General features: G+C 73.5%; 13 protein-coding genes. 3 read left to right on the forward strand and 10 right to left on the reverse strand.

The features are described from left to right. Nucleotides 1-9 precede the first annotated feature (9 nt). Complete coding sequence (gene sucC, locus ACT7CP_RS13155) at nt 10-1173, reverse strand: ADP-forming succinate--CoA ligase subunit beta (RefSeq protein WP_445442566.1); 1164 nt, start codon at nt 1171-1173, stop codon at nt 10-12. 248 nt (nt 1174-1421) lie between these two features. Here sucC and ACT7CP_RS13160 point away from each other — a divergent pair, with 248 nt between their 5' ends. Further along, entirely contained in the window at nt 1422-2243 is an 822-nt protein-coding gene (locus tag ACT7CP_RS13160; protein ID WP_445442567.1) for an oxygenase MpaB family protein, read from the forward strand. Nucleotides 2244-2344: 101 nt separating this feature from the next. Then, complete coding sequence (locus ACT7CP_RS13165; RefSeq protein ID WP_445442568.1) at nt 2345-4345, forward strand: hypothetical protein; 2001 nt, start codon at nt 2345-2347, stop codon at nt 4343-4345. On the opposite strand, the gene ACT7CP_RS13170 is transcribed toward ACT7CP_RS13165, so the two are convergent. Continuing rightward, nucleotides 4317-6767 (reverse strand): ATP-dependent helicase, encoded by a 2451-nt coding sequence (locus ACT7CP_RS13170; RefSeq protein ID WP_445442569.1) that lies wholly within the window; start codon nt 6765-6767, stop codon nt 4317-4319. The two genes, ACT7CP_RS13165 and ACT7CP_RS13170, sit on opposite strands and share 29 nt — an antisense overlap. 174 nt (nt 6768-6941) lie before the next feature. Continuing rightward, nucleotides 6942-8018 carry a glycerophosphodiester phosphodiesterase family protein gene (locus ACT7CP_RS13175; protein ID WP_445442570.1) on the reverse strand — a complete coding sequence of 359 codons (1077 nt, stop codon included), beginning with the start codon at nt 8016-8018 and terminating at the stop codon, nt 6942-6944. 141 nt (nt 8019-8159) lie between these two features. On the opposite strand from ACT7CP_RS13175, the gene ACT7CP_RS13180 reads away from it, so the two are divergent. Next, nucleotides 8160-8963: a Bax inhibitor-1/YccA family protein gene (locus ACT7CP_RS13180; protein ID WP_413961490.1), complete on the forward strand. Its 804-nt coding sequence runs from the start codon at nt 8160-8162 to the stop codon at nt 8961-8963. A 100-nt stretch (nt 8964-9063) separates the two neighbouring features. Here ACT7CP_RS13180 and guaA read toward each other — a convergent pair whose 3' ends face one another. The 7 genes from guaA to ACT7CP_RS13215 all read right to left on the reverse strand — a co-directional run bounded on the left by guaA (nt 9064) and on the right by ACT7CP_RS13215 (nt 16582). Next, the gene (guaA, locus tag ACT7CP_RS13185; RefSeq protein WP_445442571.1) at nt 9064-10644 is read right to left on the reverse strand and encodes a glutamine-hydrolyzing GMP synthase; all 1581 of its coding nucleotides are present in this window, start codon (nt 10642-10644) and stop codon (nt 9064-9066) included. Then, the gene (locus ACT7CP_RS13190) at nt 10641-11204 is read right to left on the reverse strand and encodes a DUF3817 domain-containing protein (protein ID WP_413961492.1); all 564 of its coding nucleotides are present in this window, start codon (nt 11202-11204) and stop codon (nt 10641-10643) included. Before ACT7CP_RS13190 ends, guaA begins: the two co-directional genes overlap by 4 nt. 9 nt (nt 11205-11213) lie before the next feature. After that, nucleotides 11214-12158, reverse strand: a complete 945-nt coding sequence (locus ACT7CP_RS13195; RefSeq protein ID WP_445442572.1) for an SURF1 family cytochrome oxidase biogenesis protein — start codon at nt 12156-12158, stop codon at nt 11214-11216. Beyond that, complete coding sequence (locus tag ACT7CP_RS13200) at nt 12158-13693, reverse strand: cation:proton antiporter (protein WP_445442573.1); 1536 nt, start codon at nt 13691-13693, stop codon at nt 12158-12160. The genes ACT7CP_RS13195 and ACT7CP_RS13200 overlap by 1 nt, the downstream gene beginning before the upstream one ends. 3 nt (nt 13694-13696) lie before the next feature. Further along, nucleotides 13697-14230 carry a cation:proton antiporter regulatory subunit gene (locus ACT7CP_RS13205; RefSeq protein ID WP_307506320.1) on the reverse strand — a complete coding sequence of 178 codons (534 nt, stop codon included), beginning with the start codon at nt 14228-14230 and terminating at the stop codon, nt 13697-13699. A 98-nt stretch (nt 14231-14328) separates the two neighbouring features. Further along, on the reverse strand, nt 14329-15447 hold the full coding sequence (locus tag ACT7CP_RS13210) for a GuaB3 family IMP dehydrogenase-related protein (RefSeq protein ID WP_413961495.1): 1119 nt from the start codon (nt 15445-15447) through the stop codon (nt 14329-14331). After that, nucleotides 15440-16582 carry a hypothetical protein gene (locus ACT7CP_RS13215; RefSeq protein WP_445442574.1) on the reverse strand — a complete coding sequence of 381 codons (1143 nt, stop codon included), beginning with the start codon at nt 16580-16582 and terminating at the stop codon, nt 15440-15442. Before ACT7CP_RS13215 ends, ACT7CP_RS13210 begins: the two co-directional genes overlap by 8 nt. Nucleotides 16583-16653 lie beyond the last annotated feature (71 nt).

Genomic DNA, 16653 nt, shown 5'->3' on the forward strand with positions numbered 1-16653 from the left:
TCTCGGGAGTTACGCGGCGGCCAGCTCGGCGGCCTTGGCGGCCGCCTCGTCCATGGTGCCGACGACGGTGACGAGGGGGTGCGCGCGCTCCTCGAGGATGCGGCGCCCCTCCTCGACGTTGTTGCCGTCGAGCCGGACGACGAGCGGCTTGGTGGCGGTGTCGCCCAGCTTGTCGAGCGCGCCGACGATGCCGTTCGCGACCGCGTCGCACGACGTGATGCCGCCGAAGACGTTGACGAAGACGCTGCGGACCTGCTCGTCGCCGAGGATGACGTCGAGACCCGCGGCCATGACCTCGGCCGACGCTCCGCCGCCGATGTCGAGGAAGTTCGCGGGGCGCACGCCGCCGTGCTGCTCGCCCGCGTAGCTGACGACGTCGAGCGTGGACATGACGAGACCCGCGCCGTTGCCGATGATGCCGACCTGGCCGTCGAGCTTCACGTAGTTGAGGTCGGACTCCTTGGCCTTCGCCTCGAGGGGGTCCGCGGCGGCCGCGTCCTCGAGGGCCGCGTGGCCCTCGTGACGGAAGCCGGCGTTCTCGTCGAGCGTGACCTTGCCGTCGAGGGCGATGATGTCGCCCGACTCGGTGAGCACCAGCGGGTTGACCTCGACGAGCGTCGCGTCCTCGTCGCGGTAGACCCACCAGAGGCGCTCGAACACGGGTGCGACCCTGGCGATGAGCTCCTCCGGGAAGGACGCGGCGCGCGCGATCTCCTCGGCCTTGGCGGCGTCGATGCCGGTGACCGGGTCGATCTCTATGCGGGCGAGGGCCTCGGGGCGCGTGACCGCGAGCTCCTCGATCTCCATGCCGCCCTCGTAGCTGGTGAGCGACAGGTAGGAGCGCTCCGCCCGGTCGAGCAGGATCGAGAAGTAGAACTCCTGCTGGATGCGCGCACCGGCGGCGACCATGACGCGGTCCACGATGTGGCCCTTGATGTCGAGGCCGAGGATGGACTGCGCCGCCTCGTACGCCGCGTCGGCGCTCTGGGCGACCTTGACGCCGCCGGCCTTGCCGCGGCCGCCGGTCTTCACCTGCGCCTTCACGACCACGGTGCCGCCCAGCTTCTCCGCCGCGGCGCGCACCTCCTCGGCGGTGTCGGCGACGATCCCCGGGAGGACCGGGACGCCGTAGGACTCGAAGAGGTCCCTGGCCTGGTATTCGAAAAGATCCACGCGTGTCATCCCATCCGCACCCGCGCTCGGCGGTTACGTGCGTCGTTCGAGGCTGCGGTGCCACGACCGTCTGGTGGCGGCACCCGGTGTGTAGCGGCTGGCCGACGCGCACGCCGCCCACCGGGGTGGACCTGCCCGCCGCGTCGACGACCGTGGAGAGCCTATCGGGTCCCGCGTCGGCCGGCCCGGGTGCGCTGCGGCCGTGCTGCGGGACGCGATCCGACCGCCTGGGGAGGGAGACTGGGCGGATGAGGCCGACGACGCATGCGGCGCGACGCCGGGACGGATCCATCCGCGACCTCGCGGGCGAGGGGATCCTCCTGGCCGCGGGCGGGCGGGCGATCCTGCTGCAGATCGCCGACCCGTCGGTCGCCCGCGGCGTGGCCGAGCACAGCGACTTCGCGTCGCGTCCGCTCGACCGGCTCGAGGGCACGCTCGGCTACGTGTACGCGGTCGTCTTCGGGTCGCCCGCCGAGGTCGCGCGCGCGCGACGCATCGTGGGACGCGCCCACGCTCCCGTGCGGTCCGCGGTCGCCGCGGCGGACGGCTCCGCGCCGGCGTACTCCGCCTACGACGCCGACCTGCAGCTGTGGGTGGCGGCGACGCTCTACGACTCGGCCGTCACGATGTTCGAGATCTCCTTCGGTGCGCTGCCCGAGGAGGCCGCGGATCGGATCTACGCGGAGTACGCGGTCCTGGGCACGGCGCTGCAGGTGCCCGAGGGGCGCTGGCCCGCGGACCGGGCCGCCTTCCGCGCGTACTGGGAGGAGCGCATCGCGACCCTCGAGCCGACGGCCGACGCCCGCCGGGTCGCGCGGACGCTGCTGGGCGGACGCGTGGGATCGCCTGCGGTCCGCGCCGTGATGCCGCTCGTCGCCCTCGTGACCGCGGGGCTGCTGCCGCCGCGGATCCGCTCGGGCTTCGGGATGCGCTGGGACGCGCGGCTCGAGCGCCGCTTCCGACGTGCGCTCGGCACCGTCCTCGCGGTCTACCGGCTGATGCCGCGCGCGGTCCGCGAGGCGCCGCGGTCGGTGATCACGCGCCGGTACCGGCGGCGCGACGTCGCCTAGCGGACGCCGGGCCGCTCCTGCACAGGGCCCGCGCCCCGCATCCGCTCCCCGTCCCGCCGGGATCCCGATCGGCGGCGGGCGCGATGTCGCACCCTGCGGCCATGACACGGATCCCCTCCCCCGCTCCCCCGTCCCTCCACCGCCCCGCGCGTCCGCCGAGCCGCCGCCCCGCTGCCCGCCTCATCGCCACGCTCGTGGGCATCGGGCTCGCCGTCGGCCCCGGCCTCGGCCTCGCGGCGAGCGCCGCCCCTCCTGCCCAGGCGCTCAGCGCGACCTCCCGCGGGACCGGCTACGCCTCCGGCCCGGACGGCCGCTGGCTCGGGACGTACCGGCTGGACGACGGGCGGCTCGGCTTCTGCATCGACGTCGGGCTGGCCGCTCCGCCCGGACACGACTACGCGCCGGTGGACGACGCGGGTCGCTCCCCCGAGGACCGGGCCCGCCTCGCCTACATCGCCCGGACCTGGGCGGGGACCGCGGATCCCGACACCGCGGCCGCCGGGCAGCTCGCGACGTGGAGCATCACCGGCCTCGGCGGGCACGACCTCGACTGGTACGCGTCGCGCGCCGGTGATCGGGCGGGCGTCGTGGAGTCGCGCGCTCGGGACATGCTCGCCGAGGCCGGCTCCGCGACCGGCGCCTCGCGGTCCGTCACCGCCGCTGCCACGGTGACCCTCGGCGACGACGGCCACGGCACGGTGCGCGCCGACCTGCGTGCCGACTTCCTCGCCACCGGCCCCTCGGACGTCGCCCCCGGGACCCGCACGGGCACCGTCTTCCTGGAGGGCGCCGTCTTCGCGGACGGCAGCACGAGCGCGGAGGTGGCGAACGGCACCCCCGTCCCCATCACGGCGACCGGGTCCTCCCCGGAGTCCCACGTCACGGCGAGCGTGGCGTTCTCCGGGCTCCCCTACGGCGACGCGCTCGACCTGGTCGGCGACGGGGGCGCGTCGCAGCGCCTGGTCCTGGCCCGTCCCGCGGATGCACGCGCCGAGGCACGGGCGGATGCCCGGGCGCCGAGCCCCCTCCCCTTCGCGCCCCGGGTGGTGACGCACACGTCCCGTGCGGTGGCCGCGGTCGGCGACGAGCTCACGGACCATCTCCTCGTCTCCGCGGACCCGGCGGTGCCCGCCACCCCCGGGAGGCCGGCCACCTCCGACGGCTGGGGGGTCGCGCGGCGTGAGGACGGGAGCCTCGTCCCCGTGCCCGTGATCGTCCGGAGCAGGCTCCTCGGCCCCTTCCCGGAGCAGGTGGGCCCGGAGCGGGACGGCGTCCCGGACGACGCACCGCAGGTCTGTGAGGTGACGACCTCCGTCGACCACGTACCGGGCGACTACACGACGCCCGCCTGCCGCGTGCCCGCGGGCGGCTTCTACACCTGGGTCGAGTCCATCTCGCCTGACGACACCCCGATCGCAGACGGCCGGACTCGGGTGCTCCCCTGGCACTCGACCTTCGGCGCCGCGACGGAGTCCACGCAGGTCCCGCAGCCTCCGACGATCACGACGACGATCGGGGCGCCGGAGATCACCACGGGCGACTGTCAGACCGACACGCTGCACACCACGGGGTTCGTCGGCGTGGGGCCCGTGCCCGTCCGGGTGCGGCTCGTCGGACCGCTGGCCTCCGCTCCTGCCGAGGGCGAGGCCGTCGCGTCCTCCGACGATGCGTCACCCGCCGTCGCACAGGCCGAGGTGCAGCTCACGGACGACGGCGACGCGACCACGCCGTGCATGCGCGTCGACGCGCCCGGGTGGTACGTCGCCGTCCTCGACAGCGCGGGGCGCCCGGCGGGCGACGCCGACGGGGCTGCCATCGCCCCGTTCGCCGACCACGTCGCGCACGCGGCCGAGTCGTTCCATGTCAGCCCGCCCCCGGCGGCGACCCCGCCCGTGCCGCCCGCGCATCCCGAGCTCGCGATGACGGGCGGTGCGCCGGGCATCGTCGTCCCGGGATCGGCGGCCGGGTACAGGGTCGGCGCCGGGCAGCTGGCCTGCGCGGCAGCGGCCGTCGGCACCATCGGCGCGCTCGGCGTCGGCGCCCGCACCAGCGGCCGGCGTCGCCGGAGGACCGCTAGATCTTCTCGATGGGCGCGATCTTGATGAGGAGCCGCTTCCGTCCCGCCGGCCCGTCGAACTGCACCTCCGCGATGCGCTTGCGCCCCTCGCCGGTGACGGCGGTGACCCGGCCGTCGCCGAAGTCGGTGTGGCGGATCCGATCGCCGAACGCGAGCTCCAGGTCGCCGTTGTCGCGCACCTGCCCGGTGACCGTGTTGGCCCACTGGGTCTTGGGGCGCGGGGGCGGAGGCAGGGCGGGGTCCTCGAAGCCGCTCGTGGACCGGGATCGGCCACCGTACCCGCCGCCCTCGCGTCGGGCGTTGAGCGCCCGCGGCTGGGTGCCGCCGCGCGACGTGGCCATGCCCGGGGACTGCTTCCAGTCGATCAGCTCGGCCGGGATCTCCTGGAGGTACCGGCTCGGCATGGCCACGTTGACCTCGCCGAACTGCGCGCGGGTCATCGCGAGCGAGATGAAGAGGCGCCGGCGGGCCCGCGTGATGCCGACGTAGAACAGGCGGCGCTCCTCGGCGGGGCCGCCGGGCTCGTTCGCGGACATGCGGTGCGGGAGCAGGTCCTCCTCCACGCCGGTGAGGAACACCGAGTCGTACTCGAGGCCCTTCGCCGTGTGAAGGGTCATGAGGGACACCGTGCCGCTCGAGTCGTCCAGCTCGTCGGCCGCTGCCACGAGGGAGACCTCCGTGAGGAAGTCGACCAGCTGGCCCTCCGGGTTGTTGCGCGAGAACTCCTTCGTCACCGCGACGAGCTCCTCGACGTTCTCCGCGCGCGCCTCGTCCTGGGCGTCCTTGCTCGCGCGCAGGGCCTGCACGAGGCCGCTCCGGTCGAGGAGGGTGGTGACGAGGTCGCCGACGGAGGTGCGCCCCTCCGGCCGGTCGGGATCGAGCAGCAGCACCACCTCGTCGAGCATGCGCGAGAGCGTGAGGATCGCCTGCGTGACCTTCGGCCCGAGCCCCAGCTCGGAGGCGCGTCGCATGGCCTCCCGGAAGGTGACGCCGTGCGCCTCGGCGAAGTTCGCCAGCGCCGTCTCCGTGGCGGGGCCGATGCCGCGCTTCGGGGTGTTGAGGATGCGGCGGAGCGCGAGCACGTCGGCGGGGTTCGCCACGGAGACCAGGTACGCCATGGCGTCCTTGATCTCGGCCCGCTCGTAGAACTTCGTGCCGCCCATGATCCGGTACGGCACGGCGGAGCGGATGAGGATCTCCTCGAGCGCACGCGTCTGCGCGTTGGTCCGGTAGAAGACCGCGATCTCGGAGTAGGCCGTCCCCTCCTCGTGCAGCTTCTGGATCTCGTCGGCCACGAACTGCGCCTCGTCATGACCCGAGTACCCCGTGAAGCCGATGATCTTGTCGCCGTCGCCGATGGACGTCCACAGCTTCTTGTCCTTGCGGTCGAAGTTGTGGGAGATGACGGCGTTGGCCGCGGTGAGGATGTTCTGCGTCGACCGGTAGTTCTGCTCGAGGAGCACGACCTTCGACTGCGGGAAGTCCCGCTCGAACTCGGTGATGTTGCGGATGTCGGCGCCGCGGAAGGCGTAGATCGACTGGTCGCTGTCGCCCACCACGGTGAGCGACGCCCCGTCGATGCCGCCCATGCCGTTCGTGGACATGCGCGTGTCGAGGGGCACGTCGTCGGGCGAGACCGCCCGCGTCAGCTCGCGGATGAGGGAGTACTGCGCGTGGTTCGTGTCCTGGTACTCGTCCACCAGCACGTGCCGGAAGCGCCGCTGGTAGAGCGCCGCCACCTTCGGGAACGCGCGGAAGAGGAACACGGTCTGCCCGATGAGGTCGTCGAAGTCGAAGGCGTTCGCGGACGCGAGCGAGCGGGTGTACTGCCGGAAGATCTCCACGAACATGGCCTCGGCCGGGTCGTTGAAGTTGGCCGTGCGGGCGAAGGTGTCGGCGTCCGACAGCTCGTTCTTGAGCTTCGAGATGCGGCCGGACACGGAGGAGACCGTGAAGCCGAGCGTGTCCGCGTCGAGCTGCTTGATGATCCGCTTGATGAGGACCCGGCTGTCGGCGGAGTCGTAGATCGTGAAGTTCTGCGTGAAGCCGAAGGCCTCCGCCTCGCGACGCAGGATGCGCACGCACGCGGAGTGGAACGTCGAGATCCACATGCCCTCGGACGCCTGCCCGAGGAGCGACTCGACGCGCTCGCGCATCTCCGCGGCGGCCTTGTTCGTGAACGTGATGGCCAGGATCTGGCTCGGCCACGCCTCCCGCGACTCGATGAGGCTCGCGATGCGGTGGGTGAGCACGCGCGTCTTGCCGGAGCCGGCGCCCGCGACGATGAGGAGGGCAGGCCCGCGGTACACGACGGCCTCGCGCTGCTCCGGGTTGAGGCCCTCGAGCAGCGGATCCGACGGGCTCCCGGACCCTCCGCCGGCGCCACCGTGGCCGTCGAGGATGATCGGCGTGCTGGAGGCGGGAACGGCGGCGGGGTCGGCACTCATGTCGGCATCGATCCTAGGCGCTGCCCCCGACGCCGGTCCGGGGCGGGAGACGTGCGCGCCGGTGGCCGAGCCACGCGGTCCGCCCGAGGCCGCCGCGAGCGAGCGAGCGCACCGCCCGCGCCGCGCGTGACCCGAGCGGCCCGGAGCCGCCCGGCCGGGCCGGACGCGTCGGCCCTATCCCGCGACCCCGACCGCCGCCGCCCGCTCCTCGACGAACCGCACCGCGAGATCCGGGTGGTCGACGAACACGCCGTCGACGCCCGCGTCGAGGAGCCGCCCCCAGTGCGCGCGGAAGTCGCCGTGCGCCGACTTCGGCCCGGACCCGCGGAGGGGTCGCGGCAGGAACGCGTTCTCGGGCCGGAGCGTCCAGGTGAACACGGAGAGGCCGGCGGCGTGCGCACGCGCGACCAGGTCGGAGACGGGGGACACGACCGCTTCGTCGGCATCGTCGCCTCGGACGGCGGCGAAGCCGGCAGCCGGGCAGATCCGCTCCACCCCCACGCTGATCCCGTCCACGTCCGCGGCGAGCGCCGCCAGCCCCGCATCCGTCAGCTGCTCGTCGAAGGTGGCCGCCGAGTCGCCGTGGCGCGCGACCTCGTCCACCGCGGTGCCGCGCCCCTCGAGCAGGTACACCAGCCGCGCCTCCACGCCGCGTGCCCGGACCCGCAGCAGCACGTCCCGCTCGAAGGACTCGATCGTGAGGCGCGATGCGTCCGACGCCCAGCCGTGGGCGCCGAGGTCGCGGGCGAGCAGCTCGTCGAGCGGCAGGCCGAGGGTGGCGAAGTGGGTGGCGTGCTTGATCTCCGCGACCATGCCGAGCGGTCGGCCGTGGCGCGCGGACTCCTGGTCGATGATCCGGAGCAGGTCGGGGAGCGACAGCACCGTCTCCTCGTCGTCATGCGCCGCGCTGCCCGGCCGGATCGCGGGGATCCGCTCCCGGCACCGCAGCGTGCGGATCTCGGCCCACGTCATGTCCTCGGTGAACCAGCCCGTGCGCTCGACGCCGTCGACGAGGCGCGTGGTCCGGCGGTCGGCGTACTCCGGGCGGTCCGCGACGTCGGTGGTGCCCGACAGCTCGTTCTCGTGCCGGATGACGAGCACCCCGTCGGACGAGGCGACGAGGTCGGGCTCGACGGCATCCGCACCCTGCGCGAAGCCCAGCCGCACCGCGGCGGCGGAGTGCTCGGGGCGGTGGCCGCTGGCTCCGCGATGGGCGATGACGAGGGGGCGGGGGCGAGGGGCGTGATCCACGCGGGGGACGCTACAGGCGCCAGGTGGACGGCGAGCGGGTACTCATCCGAGGAAATACAGGGCCCGCGCGAGTGGTTTCCCAGCCTGGTCGGCTAAATTGATGTCCGATCACGTTCATCCACCATTGAGAGTAGAAGGATCATGGCCAACCCCACGTTCTCCAACAACCCGGTCTTCAACGGCCGGGGTGCGACGCCCACGAGGGATGTGACCCCGGAGAGCCTCGACGAGCTCTACAACCGCCCGTCCGCCACGGCCTCCGAGACCGACCGCATGACGTTCGAGGACACGACCGTCAAGACGGTCAGCCTGCTCGCCATCGTCATCGTCCTCGGCGCGGTCGCCTGGCTCTCGGGCCCGCTCGCCATGCCCCTCGCGCTGCTCGGCGCGCTCGGCGGATTCGTGCTCGGACTCGTCAACTCCTTCAAGAAGGAGCCGTCCGTCCCGCTCATCGTCGCGTACGCCGCGTTCGAGGGTCTGTTCGTGGGCGGCATCTCCCGCGTCTTCGAGGGCATCTACCCCGGCGTCGCGACGCAGGCGGTCCTCGGCACGGCGGCGGTGTTCGCCACCGTCCTCCTGCTGTTCCGCAGCGGCAAGATCCGGGCCTCGAAGAAGGCCACGAAGATCTTCATGGTCGCGATGGTCGGCTACCTGCTGTTCTCGCTGCTGAACTTCGGCCTCATGGCGTTCGGCGTCACCGACAGCGCCTTCGGGCTGCGGAGCCAGCCCGTGTTCGGCATCCCGCTCGGCGTGATCCTCGGCATCTTCGTCGTCCTGCTCGCGTCCTACTCGCTGGTGCTCGACTTCGACTTCATCCAGCGCGGCGTCCGCGCCGGTGCCCCGCGTCGCTACGGCTGGACCGCGGCCTTCGGCCTCGTGGTCACCATCGTGTGGCTGTACGTCGAGCTGCTCCGCCTGTTCGCGATCCTGCGCGGCAACGACTAGCACCACCCGGTCCGCGGCACAGCACCGCGGACCGGCAGCACGACGAAGGCCGCTCCCCCACGGGGAGCGGCCTTCGTCGTTCAGGGCCCGGGTAGGAGGATCACTCCCACTCGATGGTGCCCGGCGGCTTGGACGTGACGTCGAGCACGACGCGGTTCACGCCGTCGACCTCGTTCGTGATGCGGTTCGAGATGCGCGCGAGCACGTCGTACGGGAGGCGGGTCCAGTCGGCGGTCATCGCGTCCTCGCTCGAGACGGGGCGCAGCACGATGGGGTGGCCGTAGGTGCGGCCGTCGCCCTGCACGCCCACGGAGCGGACGTCCGCCAGGAGCACGACGGGGCACTGCCAGATCTCCTGGTCGAGGCCCGCGGCGGTGAGCTCGGCGCGCGCGATGGCGTCGGCCTTGCGCAGCAGCTCGAGGCGCTCGGCCGTGACCTCGCCGACGATGCGGATCCCGAGGCCGGGGCCGGGGAACGGCTGGCGCCCGACGATGACCTCGGGGAGGCCGAGCTCGCGGCCGATGGCGCGCACCTCGTCCTTGAAGAGGGTGCGCAGCGGCTCGACGAGCTCGAACTTGAGGTCCTCCGGGAGGCCGCCCACGTTGTGGTGGCTCTTGATGTTCGCGGTGCCCGTGCCGCCGCCCGACTCGACGACGTCCGGGTAGAGCGTGCCCTGCACGAGGAAGCGGATGGGCTCGCCGTCGGCCTTCGCCTCGAGCACGAGCGCCTCCGCGGCGCCCTCGAAGGTGCGGATGAACTCGCGGCCGATGATCTTGCGCTTGGCCTCGGGATCCGTGACGCCCGCGAGACCGTCGAGGAACTGGTCCGCGACATCCACCGTGACAAGGCGGATGCCCGTGGCGGCCACGTAGTCCTCCTCGACCTGGCGGCGCTCGTCCTGGCGGAGCAGGCCGTGGTCGACGAACACGCACGTGAGCTGGTCGCCGACCGCGCGGTGCACGATCGCGGCGGCCACCGCGGAGTCGACGCCGCCGGAGAGGCCGCAGATGACGCGGGCGTCGCCGACCTGGGCGCGGATCCGCTCGACCTGCTCGGCGATGACGTTGCCGCTGTTCCAGTCGCCGGGGATGCCGGCGGCGCGGTGCAGGAAGTTCTCGAGCACGGCCTGGCCGTGCGCGGAGTGCTTGACCTCGGGGTGCCACTGCACACCGTAGAGGCGGCGCTCGTCGCTCGCGAACGCGGCGACGGGGGTGGACGCGCTGGAGGCGAGGACCTCGAAGCCCTCGGGCGCCTTCGACACGGAGTCGCCGTGGCTCATCCACACCGTCTGGTCGTCGGGTTGGCCGTCGAGCAGGGTGCTGCCGGGCGTGAGCGTGACCGCGGTGGATCCGTACTCGCGCTGGCCGGTGTGCGCGACCTCGCCGCCGAGCGCGCGGGCCATGACCTGGAAGCCGTAGCAGATGCCGAGCACGGGGACGCCGAGGTCGAGGATCCCCTCGTCGAGGCCGGGCGAGCCCTCCTCGTAGACGCTGGACGGGCCGCCGCTCAGGACGATGCCGGACGGGTCCTTCGCGCGGATCTCCTCGGCCGTGATCGTGGACGGCACGATCTCCGAGTAGACGTTGGCCTCGCGCACGCGGCGGGCGATCAGCTGCGCGTACTGGGCGCCGAAGTCGACGACGAGGACGGGGCGCTGGTTCGTGGGGTTGTCGACGCTCAAGTGGTGGCCTCCGTGGTGGTGGTCGGGTCGGTGGGTCGGGGGGCGCGGCGGTCGTCGTCGCCGGAGGAGCTCGCGGTCGCGGTCGCGCTCGCGGTCGCGCGACGCGGCGCCTCGAGCTCCGCGATGGTGGCGTGCACCTGGCGGGCGATGCGCGCCTCCACCACGAAGGACAGGAACGGCACGACGCCGCCCGCCGCGATGAGGATGAAGCGCGTGAACGACCAGCGCATCCTCTGCCAGAGCAGGAAGTCGCTGATGAGGTAGACGACGTAGATGTTGCCGTGGACGATCTGGACGATGAGGCTGAGGTTCGTGCCCGTGAGGGTGTCGGCAGGCGACAGCGCCAGGAAGCCCGACGGGCCGTTCAGCTCGAGCTCGTAGCCGGCGCCCGCGAGGTACTGCAGCGATCCGTCGACGAACTGGAAGCCCGGCAGGTACTTGAACCCCATCTCCACGACGAGGAGGAGGAGGAACGCGCCGGTGATGAACGCCATGACGCGGTAGAAGCCGAGGACCCTCCGGATCTGCGGGACGTCGGAGCGCTTGAGTCCGTAGGCCATGCGTGGATCCTACCGGTCGGCGTCTGCGCGGCTCCCGGGGCGGGGAGCGCCGGTGGGCGCCTCGAGGGCGACCTCGGGGAGCGGGTCCTCGTCCTCGTCGTCGTCCTCGTCCTCGCGGTAGCCCGGCTGCTCGCGGGTCCAGGTGTCGCGGACGGTGCGGTACCAGATGACGATCGCGAAGATCGCGAAGACCGCCCACTCCGCCGCGTAGAAGATGTTGAGCCAGTTGAGCTGCACGTCCTCGCTCGGCGGCGGCGAGTCGATGGGCGTGAGCCCCGCGACGGCGTCCGAAGCCACGACGAAGCCGTTGTAGACGTCGCCCACGTCGCCCTGCCAGACGTTGACGAGCGCCGCCGTGCTGAGGCGCGTCATGCGCTGCGGGTCCTGGCCGGTGCCGGACGGCTCGGGCTGCTCGCTGGGGAGGAAGCGGCCGACGACCTCCTCGGCGCCCGCGGACGATCCGGCGTCGGTGTTCAGGCGCGCGGCGACGGCCGCGGCCTCGTCGTCGGTCGCGGCCCAGCCGAGGGCGACGGGGACGCTGGCGGGGAGGGCGTCGGGCGCGGGATCCGCGGGCCGGCCGTCGTCCGTGATCGACAGGTGGCCGACGACCCAGGCGCCGGTGCGGCCGTCGTCCACCCGGTCCGACACCACGACGAAGTCGCCGGGGACGAGCGCGCCGGAGACGGTGACCATGTGCCCGGCCGACCGGTCGGTGACGTAGCCCTGCGGCTCGGCGAGCGTCCCCAGCGGCAGCGCCGTCTCGGTGTCGCGCTCGATCACGACGCCCGACTCGACGGCGCGGGCCAGCTGCCACTGCCCGAGCGCGGCGAACCCCGCGGCGATGACCAGCGCGAGCGCCAGCAGCGCGATCGAGCGGGGGCGCCGGGCTACCTGGGCGATGGTGGGGCCGGTGCGCGCGGCGTCGTCGATGCGGTGGTCGGATGCGTGCGTCATCAGTAGTCGGGTTCCCGTTCGCGGGTGGGCGGTGTCCAGGTGTCGTGGTCGGACTGCTGCCCGGCCTGCTCGGCTCGGCGGCGGTCCGGGGCGGGACGCACGTCCTCGGCATCGCCATCGCTCGCCGGGTCGTCGGCTCCCGCACCGCGCGGGACGCCCGGCGCGCGTCCGCCCTCCGCCTCGGGGCCGGTGCCCGGCGTCGTGCCGCGCGCGGCCGTGCCGGATCGGGATCCCGCGACCGCGAGGCCGTCGTCGAAGGCGTCGGCGGGCACGGCCTCCCCGCGCTCGGCCGCCTCGAACAGGGCGAGGGCCCCCGCGCGCTCCGCGTCGCGCTCGGCCTTCTCGGCCGCGCGCTTGGTGGCGGAGCGGTAGCGCGTGGGCAGGACGGCCGTGCCGATGCGCACCGAGTTGGCGGCGAGGAGCGGTCCCATGATCGCCATGACGAGCACGTACAGGCCGGCGAAGGGCTGGATCCGCTCGTCGAGCCCCGCCGAGAGCGACAGCGTCGCGAGGATGAGCGCGAACTCGCCCCGGTTCTGCAGGATGAAGGCCGTGTTGATGCCGGCCTGCGCGCCGTGGCCGTTGAGCCAGGCCACGAACTGGCCGGCGATGAGGTTGAGCGTGACGGTCATGGCGACGGCCACCAGCACCGGGACCACGACCGTGGGGAACTCGCCCGGGTCGAGCGCGAGCCCGAAGTTCAGGAAGAAGAACGCGCCGAACACGTCGCGCAGCGGGATGGCGATCTGCTCGATGCGGTTGCGCACGCGGGTCGCGCCGAGCACGAGGCCGATGAGGAAGGCCCCGATCGCGTCGGTGACGCCGAGGACCTCCCCGATGCCGCCGAAGAGGATCGCGAGGCCGAAGAACAGGACCGTGAACAGCTCGACGTCGCGCGTGCGGAGGAAGCGCGAGAGGAACGCGCCGCCCTTCCGCGCGACCGTGAACATGACGACGAGGAACGCGAACGACACCGCCAGCTGGCCGACCACGGCCCAGGGCTCGGTCTCCCCGCTCAGCACGACGGACACGATGGCGAGGTAGACGGCGATGAAGATGTCCTCGACCACCGTGACGCCCAGGATCATGGGCGTCTCGTCGTTGGCGAGCCGGTTCAGCTCGATGAGGAGCTTCGTGACGATGGCGCTCGACGACGTGGCCGTCATGCCCGCGATCACCAGCGCCTCGCGGGTGCCCCAGCCGAGCGCGAAGCCGAACGCGAACCCCACGCCCATGTTGATGAGCACGTACGAGCCGCCGGAGACGATGAGCTTGCCCGCGTTGCCGAAGAACTCGTCCTGGTCGAACTCCAGGCCGAGGTTGAACAGCAGGAGGATCAGGCCGAAGACGGCGATGAGCTCGATGTCGCCCGAGGCGAAGTCGAGCGGGAACCAGTCGACGCTCGGGCTCGCGAGGAGCCCGATGAGCATGTAGATGGGGATGGCGGGCAGGCCGACGCGCTTGCCGAGCTGGCCGAACGCGTAGGCGAGGACGAACAGCAGGCCGAGGACGATGAGGTCTTGGCCGTGGTGCACCCGCTACCCTCCGTCCGGCGCGGAGCCGGATGCGGGACGGTGCGGGAACTCGCCCGTCCGGTAGAACGCGAAGGCCTTGGCGACCTTCTCCGGCGAGCCGGCGACCACGAGCGTGTCGCCCGGGTAGACGGTGAAGTCGTCGGCGGGCGCGGGGTTCGCGGAGTCGCCGCGCACGACCGCCACGACCGTGAGGCCGACGACGCCGCGCGAGGCGAGGTTGCCGAGCGCCTGGCCGGCGATGTGGTCGTCGTAGTCGACGGTGAACCAGTCGATGCTGAGGCCCGGGATCTGGTCGAGCTTGTCGAGCGACTCGGTGATGCGCGTGCCGCCGAGCAGCTCCGCGAGCGTGTGGGCCTCGTCCTCGCTGAGGCGGAGCGACACCTTCTGCGTGTCGGGCCCGTCCTGCTCCTCCGAGAAGGTGATCAGGTCGCTGTGGCCGGAGCGGTGGGCGATGACGCCGACCTTGCCCCCGTCGTCGGTGATGAAGGTGTGCAGCACGCCGACACCCGGCAGCTTGACGCGACGGACCTCCGCCATGCGCGCACCTCCCTCTTCCTGTGGATCACAACGCCGGCCGTGCCTCGCATGTTCCCGGTCGCTCGACGCGATGCGGGTCCCGCGGAGCGGCCGCCGTACTACTTGCCGTACGGCGCGACGACGACCTCGACGCGCTGGAACTCCTTGAGGTCGGAGTAGCCGGTGGTGGCCATGGCGCGGCGCAGGGCGCCGACCAGGTTGGAGCTGCCGTCGGCCGTGGTCGACGGGCCGTAGAGGATCTGCTCGAGGGGCGCGACCTGGTCGACGCGGACGCGGTGGCCGCGCGGCAGCTCGGGGTGGTGCGCCTCGGCGCCCCAGTGGAAGCCCTGGCCGGGTGCGTCCGTGGCGCGTGCGAGCGTCGAGCCCAGCATGACGGCGTCGGCGCCGACCGCGATGGCCTTGACGATGTCGCCGGAGCTGCCGAGGCCGCCGTCCGCGATGACGTGCACGTAGCGGCCGCCGGACTCGTCCATGTAGTCGCGTCGCGCGCCCGCGACGTCCGACAGCGCGGTCGCCATGGGCGCGTGGATCCCGAGGGCCGAGCGCGTGGTCGACGCCGCTCCCCCGCCGAAGCCGACGAGCACGCCCGCCGCGCCCGTGCGCATGAGGTGCAGGGCCGCCGTGTAGGTGGCCGCGCCGCCCACGATGACGGGGACGTCGAGCTCGTAGATGAACTCCTTGAGATTGAGGGGCGCCGCGCCCTTGGAGACGTGCTCGGCGGAGACGGTGGTGCCGCGGATGACGAAGAGGTCGATGCCGGCCGCGACCACGGTCTCGTAGTGGTCGGCCGTGCGCTGCGGGGAGAGGGCCGCGGCGACGACGACGCCGGCCGCGCGGATCTCGGCGATGCGCGCCGTGATGAGCTCCGGCTTGATCGGCTCGGCGTAGATCTGCTGCATGCGCGCGGTCGCCGACTCGGGCGGCAGCGAGCGGATCTCCTCGAGCAGGCGCTCGGGGTTCTCGTACCGGGTCCAGAGGCCCTCGAGGTCGAGGACGCCGACGCCGCCGAGACGGCCCATGGCGATCGCCGTGGCCGGGGAGACCACGGAGTCCATGGGCGCCGCGAGGAACGGGATCTCGAACTGATACGCGTCGATCGACCACGAGACCGACACGTCCTGGGGGTCGCGCGTGCGACGGGACGGGACGATGGCGATGTCGTCGAACGCGTACACGCGGCGGGCGCGCTTGGCGCGGCCGATCTCTACATCACTCACCCGCACAGCCTAGCGGCGAGCTCCTGCGCGACCGGCCGCCGCCCGGATCCGGCCGCGCCGCCGGTCGTGCGTGCGCGGACCGGCGCTCGGGCTCGAGACCCGCATGGAGCAGGAGCGCCCGCAGGCGGCCCGGGGCCAGGACGTCGCGCTCCGCCGCCACGACGACGCGCCACCGACCGCGCTCCTGCGCCTCCCCGGCGGAGGGATCCGGCCGGTCGCCGCCGCGCGCCGCCGCCCCCGCGACCCGCAGACCGACCCGCTCGCGCGGCCAGGCGAGCGCGAGCCGGCCGTGACCGGGCACACGCACCCCGACGTCCGGATGCGCGAGCCCCGCCTCCCGGGCGACGCCGCGGGCGACCGACTCGACGGGGCAGCGGGACGCGCCCTCCGCCGCCTCCACGAGCAGCTCCGCCCGCCGGCTCCACGGCCCGGGACCGCGCAGCGCCCGCTCCGCCTCGAGGTCCACGCGCGTCGCCGGCGAGGCGCGCGCCGGTCCGAGCGCGTGGTCGAGCGCGACCAGCCCGTGGGCGAGCCAGCCCGGACCGTGCGGCGCGGCGTCCCGCACCGCCGCCATCGCCGCCTCGTGCGACGCGGCGAGCGCCGTCGCCGCGAGCCCCGGCAGACGCACGGCCTCCGCGACCCGCACGAGCGGCGAGCGCCCCCGCGCGGGATCACGGGCGATCCGCGTGCCCGCCGGACGGCCCGCCGGCATCCCCGGCACCTCGAGCAGCGTGACGAGGGACGGCCACGGCGTGAGGCGCGGGAGCGCGTGCACGGCCGCCGCGGACGCCCCGCCGAGCACGATCGGCGCCGCGGAGACCCGGGCGAGCGCGCGGATCCGCAGCAGGTGCCGCTCGCGCGCCGACACCGCCTCCCACGCGGCGCGATCCACGTGCACCCCGGCGCGCAGCCGGACGAGCGCGCCCCGCGCCTCCGCCCGGGCGACGGTCCCGGCGTCCGCGCGCTCCTCCTCGCCGGAGCAGCCGAAGCAGCCGAGGCACGACGCCGGGGACGCGGGCGGCGCCCCCGAGAGGATCAGCACCACCCCGGGCGGCCCGAGCGCGGGATCCGTCGCAGGAGCAGCAGGAGCGGGGGCGGGAGCGGGGGCGGGCACGGGACGCAGGGACGACGGCATGCGGGCAGTGTCGCGTCGGCGACCGCCCCGGGACGGGACGCACCGCGACCCGCCGGACACCCCGCGCCCAG

The organism is Clavibacter rahimiani, assembly GCF_052654495.1.